Source organism: Psychrobacter sp. PP-21 (genome assembly GCF_033790785.1).
Taxonomy (GTDB): domain Bacteria; phylum Pseudomonadota; class Gammaproteobacteria; order Pseudomonadales; family Moraxellaceae; genus Psychrobacter.
This window is the reverse complement of sequence record NZ_JAMYEB010000001.1, coordinates 677,547-698,117: the sequence shown is the minus strand read 5'-3', so window position 1 is coordinate 698,117 and position 20,571 is coordinate 677,547. Positions and strand designations below refer to the sequence as shown.

Sequence of the window (20,571 nt, the reverse complement as noted above, 5' to 3'; positions counted from 1 at the left end):
CCTGTATATGGATTTGTTTGATGATTTGAAAAATAAAAAAGCGTGCGATATCTACTGTCCTACCTCTTACTCTTTCAGTAAACCCAGCTGACAAGATTTAGCAAATTGAACAAAAATCACTAATGCAGTAACCAGTAACAGCCAACAACAGAGTCGTTATGTCATCGTTGGTTGAGATGCTTATTGTTCAGCCACAAAAAAAAGCAAGATATCTAATATCTTGCTTTTTATAGGTTACTAAGCATCATAATCCAAAACCTTTTAGTCAAAATGGAAACCTGCACCCACTGCGCCGCCTACGTTGCCTTGGGTATCTGCTGTTCCGTTCACTTTAATAACCCAGCGACCATCGTTAGATAGCTTAGAGAAACCAATCGCTACGGCACTTTCTCCATTGTACGTACCGATACCGCCGCCGATCAGTGACTTACCTGAGATATAGGCTTGAGGTAGTGAAGACATGGCCATCGCAGCCGATATACCTGCATTGGCATCATCTTCTACTTCATCAATCTTGTAGCCAAGATCGCTCATATTGCGACCTAGTCTACTATCGAGCGCACTCAGCTGACTATAGTTGACGGCATCTGTTGCCTCGACACCATCAGCGACTCCAGTCATGCGCTGATTACCAGCATATAGACCTTGGGCTGTCATACTCGGTCCATCTTGCATACTGATACCATTACTATTGATGACTGTCGTCCCAGCTGTGACACTATCAACGCTGATGTTACCGTTCAGATCAAACTTAATGCTACTGCCCTCTGCTGTGGTGGTGATGTTACTGCCACCTGTGAAGCTTAGGACACTGCTATCTCCGACTGGTTTATTGATATCGTCGCCACTGTCTGCACCAAAGTTAAGTCCTGCATCGAGTCTATCTGTGTTGGTCTCAATGTTGGTAGTATTGGTTGTGATATTGCTGGTGTTATTAGCAATATTCGTCGTATTGGTGGCGATACTGGTCGAGTTAGTAGCTATGCTTGTGGTATTCACTTGCACACTTTCGTTGATCTCAATGCTCCCTTGTCTAATAGAAGCAATGGCACCGTCTATATTGCTTTGACCTGTTCCACCGATATCGCTATTAGTGAAGGTGCCACTCTCAGCATTGTAGACAGTATCGCCGCCAATGATGCTACTGATACCAACTCCTTGGGTGTAGAGCTGGCTACCGTTGATCGCATCCTGACTGGTCGCTGAAACCTCACCGTTTTGAACATTGGTGACTTTGTTATTAGCAGCATCAATACCACTTTTCGTGATGCTTGGACCATCAGTTATGGTCAGTCCATTATCACTGATGGTGGTATCACCAGTAGTGACACTGTCCAAGGTAATATCTGGGTTTAGATCAAAACTGATGTCATTAGGATTGCCAGGTACAGCTGCTGCGCGTAAACCTGTGCTAGCATCCAAGGTGGCCGTATCATTGACTAACGTTCTAGATACTTTGATATTACCATCTCTACTATTTAGGTCGATTGCATCTCCTTGTCTTACCTGAGTCGCAATATCACCTTGAGCGGTGATATCCCAACCTCGATCCAAGGCAATGGTCACTTCTCTCAATTGCCCAACGTTTACAGCATCAGAGTTTAGCTCGCCTCGACCAACATTGCTGATAGGGTTACCGCCATTATCCAGACCACGACTGCTGAGTGTGACCGTTCTCCCCAGCCCACTATCAATGAAAGTAAAGCCTGTGTTATTCATAATGCTATTGCCTATCTGCACACTACCCTCATTACCAAGATCTAACTGGTTGTTGAGCTGGACTGCTACCCCAGTCGCAGAAGCAGTGGTGGTTATATTGCTATCACCTGTGACATTGATCGTATCGCCTAATGCAAACTGCTGATCATTATCGCTATTGCCATCGCCAACCCTAATACCTTTGGCGATTTCATCATTGGTCATAGTGAGCTGTGCAAAGTTTACGGCATCAGTTGGTGCAATCCCCTTATCAACTTTGATGATTCTATTATTACCGTTATCAAGACCCTCGTTGCTTAAAGTGATGGTCTCGTTAGGACCGTCAGTGATGGTAACACCTGCATTGTTAAGTACAGTGCTTTCCATTCTCACACTGCCGTTTCGACCAAGCCTCACATCTTCAGCCAACCTAACGTTTAGGTTGCCATCTTCGTCAGCGACCACACCGATGTTGTTATCAGTCAGCTCTGTTGCACCCCCTTGAATCGTTAAGGTTTGTCCTAATTTACGATTGATAACAGCTGAGGTGTCATCTCCTGTGAAGTTCAGTCCCAAGTCGACTGTACTATTGGTTGCATTTAACTGCCTAACATTGACAGCGTCCGTATCTTCATCACCATCGGCTACCTCTGTGATTCTGTTGCCGCCATTATCCAGTCCTTCATTACTCAAACGGACTGTACTGTCAGTGAAACTGACACTAGTGAAGGTGACGTCGTCTTTTGTAGCGACTCTAATACCACCATCATCAGCACTCAGAACGATGTTGTCGCCTGTGAGGAAGTTGGCAGTATTGTCCGCTTGGTTCAGGGTTTTGACCTCGTCACCATCGATTTGGGTAACTACCGTTTGTAACGCACTATCCGCTTTACCCAAACTGGCTTTACTGTCATCGCTTAGGTCAACGGCGTAGTCAGTTATGTTGGTCATCTCATCTGTTTCACCCGCTGTGACGGTGACTGCAGCAGATCCAGCTGAAGCGCTGACACCATTAGCATTGACGGTGTAGACGTCTTGACCTGTATTACTGTCAGTTGAAAATTCCACACTGGCGACATTGGTGCCTTTCACCACTTTGGTTCTAGCAGCGCTCGATGCACGATTCACATCACCGATGTTTGCGGCATTGAACTCATCACCTACTCCACTTGCGACGTTGGTGATTCTGTTACCACCATTATCAAGACCGCTACTGCTCAGTCTGACGCTGCTACCACCTAAGAAGCTAACACCACCTGTATTGAGTAAGGTGTCTCCTGTTGTGACGCTAGTGAAGTCAACTACAGCGGCTGTTGCGACTTCGATATCACCATTATTATCGGTGAGAACGATGTTCTTACCGGTTAAGAAGTTGGCAGTATTGTCCGCTTGGTCCAGGGTTTTAACCTCGTCACCATCGATTTGGGTGACGACAGTTTGTAACGCTCTATCCGCTTTACCCAAACTGGCTTTACTGTCATCGCTTAAGTCAACGGCGTAGTCAGTCAAGTTATTGCCATCAGTAGTATTGCTTACTTTTACTGCTGACGATCCTTCTGATACTTTGGTATCATTAGCATTGACGGTGTAGACGTCTTGGCCTGTATTACTGTCAGTTGAAAAGTCCACACTGGCCACATTAGTGCCTTTGACCACTTTGGTTCTGGCAGCAGCAGATGAGCTGTTTAGCTGGCTGACGTTGACGGCGTCGTTTGGATTCTCACCATCATCAACATTGACAATCTTTTTATTTCCGGCGTTGATACCATTAGATTTAGTAATACTTGGGCCATTGAACATGCTTAGACCATCACTGGTCAACGTTGCCTTAGATAGTGGATTTGTACCTATTACTTTCACGCCAAGCCCGCTAACCGTTGTCACCCCGCCCATAGCTAGGCCACCTGTGACCAGACCCAAACGATTAACTTTAGTACCACCAAAGATATCACCTGTACTAACGCTACCGTTGTTGCCTAGATCAAGATTGTCATTAAGCTCGAATGAGACATCATTGCTGTTTGCTGTTTTGGAGACAGTGATGTTGCTATTCTTACTATTGAAGTCCACTGCATCGCCAGGCTCTACCGTACTTGCGGTAGTACTGTTACCTTGTGCACTAATGTCCCAGCCTCTATTGGCTGTTTCTGTGACACTGTTTAGCTGACTGAGGTTGACTGCGTCATCTAACTCAATAGCATCATCCACCTCAGTGATTCTGTTACCACCATTATTAAGACCGGTATTACTGAGTCTGACGCTGCTACCGCCTAAGAAGCTCACACCACCTGTATTGAGTAAGGTGTCTCCTGTAGTGACGCTAGTGAAGTCAACTATAGCGGCTGTTGCAACTTCGATATCACCATTCTTATCGGTGAGAGCGATGTTCTTACCGGCTAAGAAGTTGGCAGTATTGTCCGCTTGGTTCAGGGTTTTAACCTCGTTACCATCGATTTGGGTGACGACAGTTTGCATCGCACTATCCGCTTTACCCAAACTGGCTTTACTGTCATCGCTTAAGTCAACGGCGTAGTCAGTCAAGCTGTTGCCATCAGTAGTATTGCTTACTTTTACTGCTAACGATCCTTCTGATACTTTGGTGCCATTAGCATTAACGGTGTAGACGTCTTGACCTGTATTACTGTCAGTTGAAAAGTCCACACTGGCCACATTAGTGCCTTTGACCACTTTGGTTCTGGCAGCAGCAGATGAGCTATTGAGCTGACTGACATTGACGGCGTCGTTTGGATTCTCACCATCATCAACATTGACAATTTTTTTATTTCCGGCGTTAATACCACCAGACCTTGTTACGCTTGGGCCGCCGATAATGGTTAACCCATTCACAGTTAAAGCAGTACTAGGAATACCCAATGGACCATTTACAAATACTCCTGCACCATTGACTGTCGTACTAGCCAATGCATTGCCTGTTCTGACCCCTAAGCCATCTACCGTTGTACTAAAGTACGAGTTGCCTGTTGTTAGACCAGCGCGATCAAGTGTCGTTGTGCTACCCAGTCCAAAAGGAGAGCTCGAACCCATTTCCACGCTACCGTTATTGCCTAGGTCTAGGTTGTCATTAAGCTCGAATGAGACATCATTGCTGTTTGCGGTTTTGGAGACGGTGATGTTGCTATTCTTACTATTGAAGTCTACTGAGTCGCCAGGCTCTACCGTACTTGCGGTAGTACTGTCGCCTTGTGCGCTGATGTCCCAGCCTTCATTTGCAATGTTTGCAACCGCTTTTAACTGAGATACATTCACTGCATCAGTGTCTGCTGAGCCACCTGCCACATTGATGATACGACGTTCGCTTCCAACAGCGCCCACTGAGACTGTACCGTTATTGGCATCAGCAGCAACGTTGGTTAAAAATGAAGCACCACTTTGTAACGCAGCAACAGAGTTTTGACCTAAAGACACGCTGTTTAGAGCATTGGCACTAGCACCTTTACCAAGTGCCACACTGCCTTGCGCTTTGGCTTGCGCACCAAGACCAAGTGCAACGGTGTCTTGGGCAGTTGCTTTTGCTTCATAGCCTATTGCAACTGCACGACTTGCATTGCCGTTTGTGGCTCTTTGACCTATCGCAACTGAATTAACACCTGCTTTTGCATCTTGACCACCCGCGAAGCCATTGAATGAAGATCGTGCACCTTCACCAATGACGGTCGCATTTCCTTTTCCAAACGCATTTTCTCCAATAACGGTTGAGCTACTACCGTCTGCATTGGCATTAGAGCCAACGGCCAGAGCATCAGTACCTGTTACTGATGTGGTGTATGGCTGTGCATTGCTAGAGCGGATAGGAAAATCAATGTCAGCAACGACAGCATCTAACGCTTTTAGCTGAGACACGTTCACTGCATCGCTATCATTGGTACCAGCAGCGACATTTACAATCTGACGAGTACCACCTGCTTCTCCGGTCCCGATTGAAACAGCACCATAACTTGCGCCACTTTGGGTTGCTATGATTGCAGCATTGTCATTACCTGTTGGATCATAACCTATAGCGCCACCTGCAACATTGGCCACTGACCCTGCACCAAGTGCGACTGATCCTTTTTCGCTTGCTGAAGCACCGATACCAAAGGCAGAAGACGCAACACCAGATGAAGAGGACTGTACGCCAACAGCGGTAGATAGTGCACCTTCAGATAACGACTTTGCCCCAATAGCTATGGAGGCGGCACCACCTGACTCGGTGTTTACCTTATAGCGCGGCGTCTCAACCAAATCACGACCTGTATAGGAGAAGAAAGTAGTATTGACATCACCACCATTGAGTGTGGATACAGAGGTTCCATCGATATTGGCTTTTGAGGCATCATCTAGATCATCGCCGCCAATTGCGATAGAAGAATGCCCTGTTGACACGACGTTTGCACCGATGGCGATAGACTGTTGTCCACTCGCTACGGTGTTCTGACCACTCTCTCCGCTACCAATAGCAATAGCTTGCCCGCCAGTAGCACTAGCATTACCACCCATTGCCATAGCATTGGGTCCGGTTGCGCCATCGTTATTGGCATTGCCAGAGGCAGTTGAATTGACACTATAGTACTTGGTTTTGTTAGCGGCGACGGTATTGGTTAAACTATGCAGTTGTGAGCCATTGACCGCCTCTTTACTACTAGCACTAACCAGCCCATTATCTACATTGGTTATTTTCTTATTACCAGCATTGATACCAGTGGATGAAATAACAATACCGCTGTTAAAGGTAGTACTTTCCAAACCCGTCAAATCTTCTGCTAGTTTAACGGTCAAAGTATCACCTATACCAAAGACCCCGATGTTGCCATTCGTTAGCGCTCCTGTTGCACCGCCCAAAATATTGAGCGTCTCACCATTACTGCGTGTAATAGTTGTAGCATTATCGCCTTCAAATTTTAGTGCTATTGAACTTCCGGGGTTGCCTTGACCTGAATTGTTATGGCTGTTGTTACCAGCGGTGTGGCTATGGACACCATGACTACCATGACTGTGACTATAGTTACCATTATGGTGATTTTCTGTGCCTACAGCGCTTGCCTGCATGCCGAATCCAGCCGTTATGAGCCCAAGTGCTATGGCACTCAGGCATAGTGTATTGATAGTAGATGAACGAGATGTCGTGCTGATGGTTGTGTTAGCACTGACACTAGATTTGGAAGATTTGCCATGCCCTTTTGCATACTCACCGACTGCGGTAAAGCAATTTAGGGCTTCATTCCAGATGACTTTATAGATGCGGTTCATGATATGTACTCCCTTACAGATTTGTCAGATTTAAAAAATCAGAGATAAAATCCATCTTGCAAGAGAGTCGATATGACAAAATAAGACGAGTTATGTGTGCGGTAGTAAAGCCTTTTTAAGTATTACTGATATTAAGGTTTAAGAAGTAAGACGTTTCGTTTTGTAAGTTATGTATCACTCTCTTATATATTAGTATTGCCGAATATATAGAGAGAGACAATACCGTTCGTCCGTGATTTAATACCGTTTGTCTATTATATTCATATTAGGGAATATAAAAGATTTTTATTATTGAGTGCATTTGTCAAGACGATGCTTCTTTATAAACATAAGTCCATAATCTCATACAGGTTATGGACTTATGTACACTACATATATGCATGAGCGAAAACGATTCATTTAAGCTGCTTTTTAATACTTTATTTTCTCTTTCATAGGCAAAACGATTTGTACTATCAATCCTTTGATACCATCCTGTCGGTTATAGGCCGTGATAGAGCCTTTGTGCGCCATCACAACAGCGTGAACGATAGCCAATCCCAACCCATACCCCCCAGTATCACGATGACGCGCAGAGTCTAACCGCACAAATGGCTGAAAGATACGTTCTAGGTCCTTATCCGCTATACCGCCGCCTTCATCTTTTACGCTAATTTGAATGGCAGATCGACCATCATCTGTCTGAACTGCTTTCATCTCAGCAATGACTGTCGAACCTGCAGCCGTATGCATAAAAGCATTGCGAATGATGTTTTCGAGCGCGCTATGCAATTGCTCCTGATTGCCCTGTATCGTCCAAGCATCTTTTACGTTTTTTGTCTCAGTGGACATCAAATCTTCAGGTGGTTGCCACTGCCAGTGAACTTCTTTATGCTGAAACTCAAAGCACACATCCTGTCCGATATCACTGATAATTTCAGTCAAATTGACGACGTCACTTTCTAGATTGTCGATCGTATATTGCTGCATTTGTAGTGATTGAATATGAATGATTTGTTCAATCAGCTCATTCATCCGCGTAGACTCTTTGTCAATACGGTCTAGATAGCGATTGGCATTGGGGGCAAAGTCGCGAGTCAGCTCAGTTGCCACATCAAGTCGTGCAAGCGGTGAGCGTAGCTCATGAGAGATATCGCTTAGCATTTGTTTGCGCGCCAGCTCACTCTCAGCCAATCTCGTTGATAAATGCGCCACGTCTTTGGCCAGTAACCCAAGCTCATCATCACCCATTTTGGACAATGCTGGATTGGCTTGATAATCCCCATCAATCATACGGTGAACCGTGCTTTGTACACGCCCGATACGCTGGGTCAATGTACGGCTAAGCCATACACAAATCAGCACACTAAAAACGATAATCAAGAGCAGACGTATAGGAAAATTACCGTGTTGCAACGCAACGACATCTGAGAAACGCAAGTGCGGGCGCAGCTGTATGATAACTGACTGCCCATCGGGCAGCTCAACCGAGATGTCGGCCAGCTCAGGACGAGCATCTATCTCTGCAATTGCAGCACTACTCGAGGTTAATGGCTTCAAAATCTCATGCAAGACCGTCGGCGGTTTTTTTGGTACCTCGTCATTATAATTTCTTGGTCTATCGTTGTTGTCCATTCTGGGCTGCGGCATCGGTGGTATAGCACGCTCAACTGACTGCTGACCGTTCTGTAGCCGCTCTTGTGCTCGATCCTCTCGGTCTCGATAGCGCGGAAATATAATAGCGCCCTGCTCGTCGTAGACTCTAATTTGATTCATCAGCCGTCTATCCTGACGATACATCTGCGTGACCGTGGTCAAGTCGCCTACTCGTAGTGCTGCAGCCATCTCTTGACGTTTAATTAATAGGCTCTCAATTTGGACATCCATCCGAGCAGTCAGCTCCTTTTCGGCCAACCAGCGCTCGACCACAATGGATAAAATAGAGGTAATCAGGATCGTCAGCAATAAGCTCAAAAACAAACGCCAAAACAGCGTCACACGCACCTTTAGCTTGGGTGATTTTTGAGTATTTTTGTTAGCGTCCTGCTGGGACGCTTTTATTGATGAGTTTGTCATTAGAGCACCAGTTGATAGCCTTTTCCACGCACCGCTTTAATTGGTTCGTCATGAAAAGGCTGTAGTTTTTTGCGCAAACGAGACACATGCACATCAAGGCTACGGTCAAAAGGCTGCAACTCACGTTGCAAGACATTCTCTGATAACCATGCCTTGCTCACCACTTCTCCTTTTTGCTTAAGTAGTGCCACAAGCAAGTCAAACTCTGTCCCAGTCACTTGTAACGCCACGCCATCTATCTCACAAACACGCTGGTTTTGGTCAAGAGATAACCGGCTCTCTGGTAGCGGTGTATGCTCAGATGCGGTGGTATTGGTTCGTTTGATCACCGCATTGATACGTGCCAGCAGTTCGCGCGGGTTACAGGGCTTGGTGATATAATCATCAGCGCCTAACTCTAAGCCGATGATACGATCGATCTCCTCCCCCTTTGCCGTCAGCATAATCACAGGAATATCACTGATGCTTGGCAGTTGACGTAATACGCTCAGCCCATCTATTTTGGGCATCATGATATCGAGCACGAGTAAATCGTAGGCAGCATCGTCGTGCGCCACCGCTTTTAATCGCTGTATAACCGCAGCGCCATCGTGAACACAGTCACAATGGATGCCATGATTGTACAAATACTCTTGTAATAACTGAGTTAACTCTTCATCATCATCACCTATCAGTATATTTGGCATACGCCTCTCCTTTCACTTTTGATGATTTCAATTGGCTTTCATTGGTCCGGTTATCCATATTATCAGGCATGCGCATATCAGTTCGCTATAAACGTTACCTTTCTTAATACTTCATAAATGTTCGTAACCTTTAACTGTCGTAATATAGCTCCTATCAGCAGCGAGTGCCGCAGTCTGGAAAAGGATGCTCGCAAGATAAAATTTTAGTGTCTACTAAACCACACTCAACTTCATAAAGGATCTCATCATGAAAAAATTATTATTAGGTTCAGTATTAGCAGCTTCTAGCGTATTTACCGTGACGGCCTGTACCAGTGTCAATGCAACCACCGATACAACACCCGCGACTCAAATGCAACAAAAACATAAAAATGGCGCTATGAAAGGTCCAATGTCAAAGCTGGATCTAACGGTCACACAGCAAGCCCAAATCAAAGCCATCATGCAAGAAAAGCGTGGCGATCGTACTGCTGATCGTGCAACGCATCAAGCAGAGCGCGCGCAGATGGATCAGCAAATACAAGCTTTGACCAACGCAAGCACGCTAAATAACGCTGCGCTAAACCGCTTGGCTGATCAACAAGCTACCAAAACCAAACAACGTTTTATCGAGCGTGTACAAACTCAGCATGCTATCTCTCAAGTCCTAACGGCTGAACAGCGTGCAAAAATGGAACAAATGAAATCAGAAAGACAAGAAAAAGGACGCAAGCACTCAAAAGACCGTAAAGGTCATGATGAGCAACGTCCAGGTATGTAAGCGGTTACCCCTGTACTGATCGGTACTAATTTGTCTTTGTATTGCTTATCGACATAGTACCCATCACTACAGTGCCTATCGCTATATGAACAAAAAAGCGCATCGTACAAACGGTGCGCTTTTTTATTGAAAATCTTTCTGCTCATCAACGACTGGTCTTACGCATTAATCAATCGAACTAAGACGCTCTTTGGCCATCGGTAGCATATTAAACATCATTTTACCCACTACTGTGCCATTACCATCACGGTAATATTGCAGTAACTCTGGCGCGTATTCTCTAAGATCGATACTATTGCTTGTATTCGGCGACTGAACATCACGTGGTAGATTTGGGAACGCCATATTTCTGGTATTGATAGCAGCGTACTGCTGCAACACGTCTATCATCATATGATTGCTTTTATCAGAGGCGTTGTCGATATCAAGCTTGCGATGGACATGCTGCCATTTGAGCTGACCCTTTTTATCAAAACCATATAGCTCTTGTACCTCTGTGTTGGCAGCTGCTTGCGCCTCTGATACGTCATCGTTCATTTGTTCTTTTATCATCGCTAGTATTTTTTGTACCATCGCTTTGCTAGTGAATGCCTGTGGGTTTTGAATCGTCTCAAAGGCTGTCATAGGCGCCGCTTCTTCAATGAGTTCTGGATATTGCTTGCTGATACGATCATAGAAAATCTGCATATAACTCTTATAATCGTCACGATAATCATCAAAACTCTGTACTCGGCGAATAATAGATTCGCTTGGCAACATTGCTGATAGCTGATGGGCAGGTAGCTTCGGGGATACTGACGTAAGTGTGTTGGGCGCGACATAATCAAACTGACCAACTGGGGCTGCATCATAAGTCATATCTAACGCGGCAAAGTGGCTTTTTATTAGCACACCTCCAAACCCTTTGGGCAATGTACCATCATCGATGGCTATTTTTAGCCATTTGTTGCGCCATTTTTCTCCAAGCTTATCGTCTAACAGCTCAGAGTTGATCAGCGCAAGGTTATCTGCCCATAGATAGATATCACCGTTTTTTAAATCAACGTAAATAGGCTGATTGATACTACTATGGTGGTTGCGCGCCTGATACTGGGCGCTGGCAAGCATCGTCGTCTTGCCCGCTAGTGGTTGGTAGATTCCTTGCGCATCGATAGATAATGGTTGTAGCAAATACTCATCAAGTAATTGCACTTTTTTGTTATCCAGTGGTTTTGGTTTGTCTTCATAATCATCGAATAGCACCTGATACTCTGGTGCCACTTTGATAGTGCTATCGTAATAATGGTCGTTCCAGGCATTGTAAGCCTTTACGCATTCGACGTACGACTGCTTGATGTTATCGCGCTCAGCATCGTAATCAGCCGCTAGAACTTCTTTGTTTTGGTTTTCTGCCTCCAGTATTAGCGCTGCATACGTTTGGTCATGCGCCTCCTCACAGTGTTGATCCACATAGTTTGCTACAGCCATGTGTCGGCGCTCTGTAGCAGTCAGCGGTCGGTTGTTGCTGATTCCATTACTTATTTCAAGGTTGCTATGGTAGCTAAACGATTGACGGCGCTGTTTTTGCAACGCATTTGCCAATGTCTTTTTTGCAGTACTAGGTAATGGCTTAGCTGCCGTATTTGGTTGACTGATATTAGTTGCTTGGCAACCTGTTAATAGTAGTGCCCCTGATAGACAGGCACTAGTCAATAATTGATTGGCTTTCATCATAGATGGCAAACGTAAAGCGATGGTTTTATATATTGTTTTCATTATTTATTCCTAATAGATATGAGCGTAAATGCAGTGAGATAATGCAGCTGAGTCGTTATTTATTATCTGTATCATCTTCGCCGTTGTCAGTACGGCTCTGCTCGATGGCCTCTTCGCCATAGTTACGCTCATAGTCACCACTGTTATAGTCATCACTATTGTAATAATTCTCTAGCCCACCATCCTGATAGTCATAACGGGCATAGCGTGCCAGCTGTAGGCTGTCTCTTTTCTCACGCTGTGCGGCAATCCATGCATTACCATCGATAGGAGCGGTGGCTTTTGGACCAAACGATTCCGCCAATAATGGCGTTAATGCATGACGATTAAAGCTGGTTTTGTCATAACGTATTTGATTGAGCATAGTCGTCGTAGAGCCCATAAAATCGCTACCAATATTGACACGCTGCTGCTTGGCAAGTAGGCGATCTGAGCTGTCTAAGTAGTAGTAATTGATTTGATTAAATGAGATGGGGCCAATAGCTTCGATGAGCTGCAACAGCGAGCCCACATCAGCACTTTGATAGCCTTTGTTATACAGCTGCGCTTTGGCAAGTGCAGCCTTTAGCGTAGCGCCATCAGGGTATTGTTTTGGATTGGCATCGACATGCGCTTGTAGCGACTGCGTCACATATTTTAGCGTTTTGCCAATCATTTCACCGCTTTGCTGACTACCAAAATAGACTTTTACTGCGCGGGTCGCACCGACTTTTTTGGCAAATGCATCACCATCAATATCTACCGCGCTAAAATGCTCAGGTGCCAATTCTGCCATGCTTTGTTGTATAGCGTTGAGCACGGCGTCATACAGTACTGCTGGTGGCAGCTGAGCTGTAATACTTTCAGGTAAACCAAAACTTACCGTATGTGCAGCCATTTGTTCAGGTAAAGGGGTGTTTTCAGGATTGACTATGGCGACAAGTGGCATAATGGCCGATGGGTCGACTGTGACCTTGCTGTTATTAAAATCAAATGCGAGAGGAACCTGTATAGATGAGCTGATCGTTGGTGTGGCGTAATCGTAGCTATAGACACTTTGTAATTGTCGCTGCTTGGGGTTGTATTGGCTGACGCTATTGAACGTCAAGTTCTGATACTGATAGGCGTTAGTTGCGGCGATTTGTTCTGGCGTACGGTGGAACATGGTCAGTATATTACCAATCAACCCAGTAGAAGACATTGAGGGCTTATTGTCAGCTGACACCTCTGTCTTAGCCTGCTGTTTTGCCAGTTGCATAGCTTCATATTTTGCAGCCATAGTTTTTGGATTTAACCTTGACATACCTGAGAGCGCACTCCCTGCGCTACTGCTGTATTCATCATAATTATCATAGTCGTCACTACTGTAATCAGCGCTATCATAATCTGCTGTATCGTAAGCATACTCGTTATCGCTGCTAGCATCACTGCTCGTAGGCTCATTCTCCCCTGCTTCAGCCAATATCGCGGCGCTGGCTTTTCTTTCTACCTCGGCAGGATCACTCTCACCATATTTTTCATTGTAATAGTCAGACTGCAATGAGTCGTCATATTCATCGATATAAGGCTGATATTCATCGACCATCCCTTCAGGCTGATAGGCATAGGTTTCTATGATCGTTCTGAGCAAGCTGGTTGATCCTGCATCGATACTGTCTGCATCGATAAACGGTACTGACTGATAATTCGCTTGGGCGACGGCCACATGCTCTGTCGCTAAGTGCTGACGAATCGCAGCTAGTAAATGCGTCTTAGCTTGGTTCTCAGTACTCGGGTATTTTTCTTGATCAAACAATTGCGCGTAACGCTCGGCCTGAGCATCTTGACTGGCTGTAAAGGCGTGTCCTTGGCGTTGACTCTTCGCGGTATCTGCACTGCTAAAGTCTATCAGTGTGCTGGTCGACCCTGTATTCGATGATATAGGAGATGCAGATTGACAACCTGCGAGCATAAACGATGCACTACTCACTAACAGTGCGATAGAAGTCAGTTTACAGGTTTGATATAAACGATCATTATAGCGCTTAGTATTAGAAAAACAGGCGGGCGTAGCCTCAATAAAACGCTGTTGATTGCAGGTTTTCAAATGACGTAATGGCATAACAGTCTCTTTTTGTAGATAGACTCATCGATAATGAGTGTACAGTAGTACTGTTATTTATATCACAAGACGTTACAGTTTAGTAAGCGTAGCGTATATTTTTTAAAGGAAAACTTCAATGAGAAGTAATTTCCTCTATATAACGAGGCAGTTATGCTAGGTCGTGCTTAAATGAAAACAACTGAAATTACTGACAGAGTTGCTCATCTTGTATCAACACCTCATTGTAGAATTTAATAAACAACTTTCTACTATTCGTTATTTTCGTTATTATTCAGACATCTCTCTAATGGTTTACTTTTACTCGCCCAAAAAGGACTTTGCGATGTCACGACTCCCTTTTCATGCCGATCAGATTGCTCAGCAGATCCCTTCAAAAACCAAAAACCAGCTAAAAACTAATATATTGCTGATCACAAGCGCCTTGCTACTGTCTGTCTCAGCTCATGCACTGGAGCCAACCATCCCAGCAAGTAGCGCGACGCTCAATAATACCTCTATCAATACCAGTGCAATCAATTTAGCCATCATGGCGGACAATCCAACCGTCCTATCTGAAACCAAACGCATCACAAAAGCCAAAACCAGCACTCTCAAAACCACGTCCAATAATGCCAATAGCGATCAGGCCATCTACTCTGAAGATGCGATTCACCATCCGCTATGGGCAAAAAACGGCATGGTTGCCACCCAAGAAGCACTTGCCTCTGATATTGGTTTGCAGATTTTAAAAGACGGTGGTAATGCCGTCGATGCTGGGGTCGCAGTGGGTTTTGCCTTAGCAGTGACCTTACCGCGCGCGGGCAACCTTGGCGGTGGTGGTTTTATGATGATTTATGATGCCAAACAAGGCAAAACAGTCGCCCTTGATTACCGTGAAAAGGCACCAAGTAGCGCCTCTCGCGATATGTACCTCGACGATAAGGGCAACGCAGTTAGTGACTTATCTCGTTATCATGGTTTAGCCGTTGGCGTACCAGGGACAGTAGCAGGACTGTTAAAAGCCCTAGAAGAGCATGGCACGATGAGCCGCGAGCAAGTCATGGCACCAGCGATCGCATTGGCAGAAGATGGTATAGAAGTCACCGCAGGTTTGTCCGAATCGCTTACTGCTTTGAGTGACCGCTTGCAAAAATGGCCAAGCACCAAAAAAGTGTTTTTTAAAGCGGATGGCAGTGCCTATCAACCAGGTGAGCGGTTAAAACAGCCTGAACTTGCGCAATCATTGAAACGAATTTCGGCACAAGGGGTAGACGGATTTTATCAGGGTGAAACCGCGCGTGACATCGTAAAAGCCGTCAATGAAGCAGGCGGCAGCATGAGCTTACAAGACTTAGCCGATTACGAAGCCATCGCCCGCGTGCCTGTCAAAGGTAACTACCGTGGTTATGAGATTGTCTCGATGCCACCGCCCTCCTCTGGCGGCATTCATATCGTGCAGATTTTAAATATTTTAGAAGGCTATCCACTGGGTGACTACGGTCAAAACAGCGCAAAAACCATTCACTTGATGAGCGAGGCCATGCAACTGGCGTATGCGGATCGCGCTGAGTATCTCGGTGATTCTGACTTTATTGATGTCCCTGCCAGTGGCCTAACCTCACAAGCTTATGCAGATAAACTGCGTACGTTAATCGACCCGAACAAGGCCACGCCAGCAGCTACCATCAAAGCCAACAACCCGCTTCCCTATGAAAGCGATCAGACCACGCACTTCTCTATTGTTGATAAAGACGGCAATGCCATCGCCAACACCTATACGTTGAACTTCTCTTATGGCACTGGTCTCGTGGCTGAGGGCACAGGTATTCTGCTCAATAATGAAATGGATGACTTTTCTGCCAAGCCGGGTGTACCCAATGGTTACGGACTGCTAGGCGGCGAAGCAAATGCCGTTGAAGCCAATAAACGTCCGCTCTCCTCGATGAGCCCGACACTGGTATTCAAAGACAGTAAACCTTATATCGTCACGGGCAGTCCAGGTGGCAGTCGTATCATTACCACGGTCACCCAAATCATCTCCAACGTCATCGACCACGACATGAATATCGCGGAAGCAACGCACGCGCCGCGCATTCATGACCAGTGGTTGCCTGACGAGATTCGAGTCGAAAAGGCACTGAATATCGATACGATCAAAAAATTGGAATCTATGGGTCACACGGTCAGTCCAAAATCAGCCATGGGCTCCACGCAGTCGATTATGCTCACACCAAACGGCGTTTATGGCTCTTCTGATCCCCGTATAGTTGATGCAGCGGTGGTTGGATACTAGATCAAACTGTTTTTAATTATCAATAACATAGCCCTCTATACATTATGTATAGAGGGCTTTTTAATATGCCATTTGGCCTATTGGAAGTCGTATAGTGACTTATTTCACTCAGATTAAACCCTTGCAATCAGTGGCTGTCTGCCGCAAATAATGATATTATTAACGACCCCATTTAAAACGTATCAATATGGCTATCGAGGTCTTATCGGCCTCTAGGTATCAGTATAATTGATTGATAATAATCAATTATTTTATCGGTAGCTTATTTCTTTGATCGTACCAGTAAGAGTCTTCTATGGCATTTGTACACCTTGGCATCCACAGCGAATACTCCATCACCGATTCTATCGTGCGTATCAAACCGCTCGTAAAAGCGGCCGCAGCCGATAATCAGCGCGCGCTGGCACTGACTGATTTGTCTAACCTGTACGCCACAGTGAAGTTTTATCGTGCCTGCCTAGGCGCGGGTATCAAGCCCATTATCGGTAGTGACGTCATCATGGACAATGAAGACACACGCCTTACCCTACTTGCGATGAACAACGAGGGCTATCAAAACATTACCCGTATCGTGTCGCTTGGGTTTACCGAAGGTCGCGCTGATCCTGTCAACCATGGCACACCTGTGATTAAGCGTAGTCATATTCTGGAGCATGCGGCAGGCGTCATTGTACTACTAACCGAAAAATCAGACGTGGGTCAAGCACTGGTTGGTTCTATGCCAGAAAAAGCCGATGAGATGCTCACTGAATGGCAAGCAAAATTTGACGATCGTTTGTACTTTGCCATCAAGCGTACCAACCGCTCAGGCGAAGATGCTTTTATTAGGGCGGCCATTCACTCAGGTGCCAAGCACAACATTCCTATCATTGCTCATAACGATGTGCGTTTTTTAGCGCAAGAAGATTTTGATGCGCATGAGGCTCGCGTGTGTATTGCAGGCTCTTATGTCTTAGCAGACCCCAGCCGCCCGCAGACCTATTCAGATGAGCAGTATCTAAAAACCCAAGACCAAATGGCGCAGCTGTTTGCTGATATCCCGCAAGTGGTTGATAACACTTTAAGTTTGGCTACCCGCTGCAATGTAACCTTGACGCTAGGCATTAATGTATTGCCCGATTTTCCTGTCCCTGAAGGCGAGACGATTGAGTCGTTTTTCCGTGCAGAGTCCCAGCGCGGTCTTGAGCGGCGCTTAGATAAGCTCTTTCCAGTCGAGGCACGTACAGACAATTGGAGCGACTTTCGTCAAAGATACGACGAGCGCCTAGTATATGAGCTGGATATCATTTTATCCATGGGCTTTCCCGGTTACTTCCTCATTGTAATGGACTTTATCCGCTGGGCGAAAGCCAACGGCGTGCCCGTAGGTCCTGGACGTGGTTCTGGTGCAGGGTCTCTGGTCGCCTACGCGCTCAATATTACCGACCTTGACCCTATTCATTATGATCTGTTATTCGAGCGCTTCTTGAACCCTGAACGGGTATCGATGCCCGATTTCGATATCGACTTTTGTATCGAGGGTCGCGATCGCGTGATTGACTATGTGGCGCAGACCTATGGTCGTGATGCGGTCTCACAGATTATTACCTTTGGTACCATGGCCGCAAAAGCGGTGGTGCGCGATGTGGCACGTGTACAAAGCAAATCGTACTTTTTGGCCAATAAAATCTCCAAACTGATTCCCAAAACACCCGGCATCACCCTTAGCCAAGCGCTTGAGCAAGAGCCACAGCTCAAAGACTTAATCTCTAACCCTGATAATATGGATTATGAAGATGCCATTGAGATCTGGGAGATGGCGATTAAACTTGAGGGTGTCTGCCGAAACGTTGGCAAACATGCTGGTGGTGTACTGATTGCACCGCATAAGATCACGGACTTTAGCGCGATCTATTGTGATGATGATGGGCACCGTGTCAGTCAGTTCGACAAAGACGATGTCGAAGCCGTCGGTCTGGTAAAATTTGACTTTTTGGGTCTACGTAACTTAACAGTTATTAACGCAGCGGTTGAGAACATCAACTTGCGCCGTGTCAAAGAAAACGTGCCCGCCTTAGTTTTAGAAGATTTGCCATTAGACGATGTCAAAGCCTACAAATTGTTGCAAGATGCCAAAACAACAGCCGTCTTTCAGCTAGAAAGTATGGGCATGAAAAAGTATCTGGCCAAACTACAGCCGACAAACATCGAAGATGTCATCGCCATGTGTGCGCTCTATCGTCCTGGTCCACTTGATGCAGGCATGGTAGAGATGTATATCGACCGTAAGCACGGCCGTGAGGAAGTCATTTATGACCACCCGAATCTCGAGCCAATTTTAGAAAACACTAACGGCGTTATCGTGTATCAAGAACAGGTAATGCAGATCTCACAGGTGATGGCAGGCTATAGTTTGGGCGGTGCTGATATGCTGCGCCGTGCGATGGGTAAGAAAAAACCTGAAGAGATGGCAAAGCAGCGCGATATCTTTGTGACTGGGGCAACTTCGCAAGGTATCGACGAGGTCACCTCAGGCGGCGTGTTTGATCTGATGGAAAAATTCGCAGGTTATGGCTTTAACCGCTCGCATTCTGCCGCTTACGGGGTGCTCGCCTACCAAACGGCTTATCTAAAACAGTACTACCCTGCCGAGTTCATGGCAGCGGTATTAACGTCAGATATGAACAACACCGACAACGTGGTGTTCTTTATCAATGACTGTCGCGAAAATTTTGAGTTGACGGTGGTCAATCCATCGGTCAATCGCAGTGAATGGCACTTCGTCGCAGACACCCCAACCAATATTATTTATGGTCTTGGAGCGATTAAAGGCGTGGGCGAAGGGGCTGTCGAGTCCATCGTTAATGCTCGTCGCACGGATGGACCTTTTAAAGACTTATATGATTTCTGCCGCCGTGTGGACATCAAAAAGGTCAATAAGCGTACGCTCGAAGCATTGGTCAGCGCAGGCTGTTTTGATGACTTTGCAGCGACGCTACGACCCGACTTACCAGCCGACGAAGCTTTCGAGATTCGCGGTGCATTGATGAGCCAGCTACCAAGCGCAGTACAAGCGGCTGAACAAGACCGTCAAAACAATGAGCTTGGCATGATGGACTTGTTTGGTGAGATGGATGGGGTTGTTGCCGCGCCGCCGCTCGTGATGACGCCAGAGCTGATTTGGGGTGACAAACATCGCCTAAAAGCGGAAAAAAATACGCTGGGGCTATACTTAACCGGTCATCCAATTAATGAATACTTAGATGAGTTAAAACGCTATACCTCAGGCGCTCGCCTCAATAAACTGGCAGATACTGGCTACAACGGCAGCTGCTATTTTGCAGGACTCATTATAGATATCGCAAACTTCGGTAATCGTAATGTGATTACGTTAGATGATGGCACATCGAGGCTAGAAGTCAGCTGCTACGCTGAGCGATTCAACCGTGTCAAAGAACAATTGAAAATCGATGAAGTCGTCATCATCAAAGGCAGCATCCGCGAGCGTGACGGGCGCTTGTTTGCGCGCCTTGATAGCGCCATGAGTATGGTCGATGCCCGCTTGCGTTGGCTCAAAAAAATCAGTATCAAAGTTCATGGCAATGACATTGACCTGCTCACGCGCTTGCAGCCATTACTCAAGTCCGCCCAAGCTGACATCATACCTGAACCGCGATTAACTTATAATCAAGAACAAGACGAACAAGGCGGTGCTAGCAGTAACGCCTACGATCCTGCCATGGGCGGCAGCTTATATGATGAAAATGGCAATGATCTGTTGGCGCTAGAGAACGATATGAACCATGATGCAATGAACCAAAACGGCATGCTCCAAAGTTATGCAAACAATGCATTAAGTAATACGGATGCCTCTATCAATGACAACTGCTTACCACTTGGACTAAGCATCTATGACGTATATGGTATTGCCAATGTAGGACTATCCGAGCACTGGCGCGTCTACCCAAATGATGACAACTTGCAACAATTGAAGACTTTAGTCAGTGAAGATAATTTACACTTTCATTACAGCTAA

General features: G+C 45.9%; 8 protein-coding genes. 3 read left to right on the top strand and 5 right to left on the bottom strand.

Annotation, left to right across the window (positions count from 1 at the left end; genetic code table 11):
- Window positions 1–261: 261 nt before the first annotated feature.
- From NJD71_RS02830 to NJD71_RS02820, 3 genes are all read right to left on the bottom strand, one after another.
- Window positions 262–6,945, bottom strand: a complete 6,684-nt coding sequence (locus NJD71_RS02830; protein ID WP_319050405.1) for an ESPR-type extended signal peptide-containing protein — start codon at window positions 6,943–6,945, stop codon at window positions 262–264.
- A 411-nt stretch (window positions 6,946–7,356) separates the two neighbouring features.
- Window positions 7,357–9,000: a sensor histidine kinase gene (locus NJD71_RS02825; RefSeq protein ID WP_319050404.1), complete on the bottom strand. Its 1,644-nt coding sequence runs from the start codon at window positions 8,998–9,000 to the stop codon at window positions 7,357–7,359.
- Window positions 9,000–9,686, bottom strand: a complete 687-nt coding sequence (locus tag NJD71_RS02820; RefSeq protein ID WP_319050403.1) for a response regulator transcription factor — start codon at window positions 9,684–9,686, stop codon at window positions 9,000–9,002. Before NJD71_RS02820 ends, NJD71_RS02825 begins: the two co-directional genes overlap by 1 nt.
- 247 nt (window positions 9,687–9,933) lie before the next feature.
- Here NJD71_RS02820 and NJD71_RS02815 point away from each other — a divergent pair, with 247 nt between their 5' ends.
- Window positions 9,934–10,446: a Spy/CpxP family protein refolding chaperone gene (locus NJD71_RS02815; protein ID WP_319050402.1), complete on the top strand. Its 513-nt coding sequence runs from the start codon at window positions 9,934–9,936 to the stop codon at window positions 10,444–10,446.
- 165 nt (window positions 10,447–10,611) lie between these two features.
- On the opposite strand, the gene NJD71_RS02810 is transcribed toward NJD71_RS02815, so the two are convergent.
- Window positions 10,612–12,201, bottom strand: a complete 1,590-nt coding sequence (locus NJD71_RS02810) for a hypothetical protein (protein WP_319050401.1) — start codon at window positions 12,199–12,201, stop codon at window positions 10,612–10,614.
- A gap of 55 nt (window positions 12,202–12,256) precedes the next feature.
- Window positions 12,257–14,281 (bottom strand): hypothetical protein, encoded by a 2,025-nt coding sequence (locus tag NJD71_RS02805; protein ID WP_319050400.1) that lies wholly within the window; start codon window positions 14,279–14,281, stop codon window positions 12,257–12,259.
- Between the two features lie 325 nt (window positions 14,282–14,606).
- On the opposite strand from NJD71_RS02805, the gene ggt reads away from it, so the two are divergent.
- Together ggt and dnaE are read left to right on the top strand one after the other, a co-directional pair.
- The gene (ggt, locus tag NJD71_RS02800; RefSeq protein WP_319050399.1) at window positions 14,607–16,556 is read left to right on the top strand and encodes a gamma-glutamyltransferase; all 1,950 of its coding nucleotides are present in this window, start codon (window positions 14,607–14,609) and stop codon (window positions 16,554–16,556) included.
- Window positions 16,557–16,851: 295 nt separating this feature from the next.
- Complete coding sequence (gene dnaE, locus NJD71_RS02795; protein ID WP_319050398.1) at window positions 16,852–20,571, top strand: DNA polymerase III subunit alpha; 3,720 nt, start codon at window positions 16,852–16,854, stop codon at window positions 20,569–20,571.

Bases quoted from the DNA above. Each gene is read 5' to 3' on its own strand.
- dnaE (WP_319050398.1), top strand. From the start codon at position 16,852: ATGGCATTTGTACACCTTGGCATCCACAGCGAATACTCCATCACCGAT.
- NJD71_RS02805 (WP_319050400.1), bottom strand. From the start codon at position 14,281: ATGCCATTACGTCATTTGAAAACCTGCAATCAACAGCGTTTTATTGAG.
- NJD71_RS02820 (WP_319050403.1), bottom strand. From the start codon at position 9,686: ATGCCAAATATACTGATAGGTGATGATGATGAAGAGTTAACTCAGTTA.
- NJD71_RS02810 (WP_319050401.1), bottom strand. From the start codon at position 12,201: ATGAAAACAATATATAAAACCATCGCTTTACGTTTGCCATCTATGATG.
- ggt (WP_319050399.1), top strand. From the start codon at position 14,607: ATGTCACGACTCCCTTTTCATGCCGATCAGATTGCTCAGCAGATCCCT.
- NJD71_RS02815 (WP_319050402.1), top strand. From the start codon at position 9,934: ATGAAAAAATTATTATTAGGTTCAGTATTAGCAGCTTCTAGCGTATTT.
- NJD71_RS02830 (WP_319050405.1), bottom strand. From the start codon at position 6,945: ATGAACCGCATCTATAAAGTCATCTGGAATGAAGCCCTAAATTGCTTT.
- NJD71_RS02825 (WP_319050404.1), bottom strand. From the start codon at position 9,000: ATGACAAACTCATCAATAAAAGCGTCCCAGCAGGACGCTAACAAAAAT.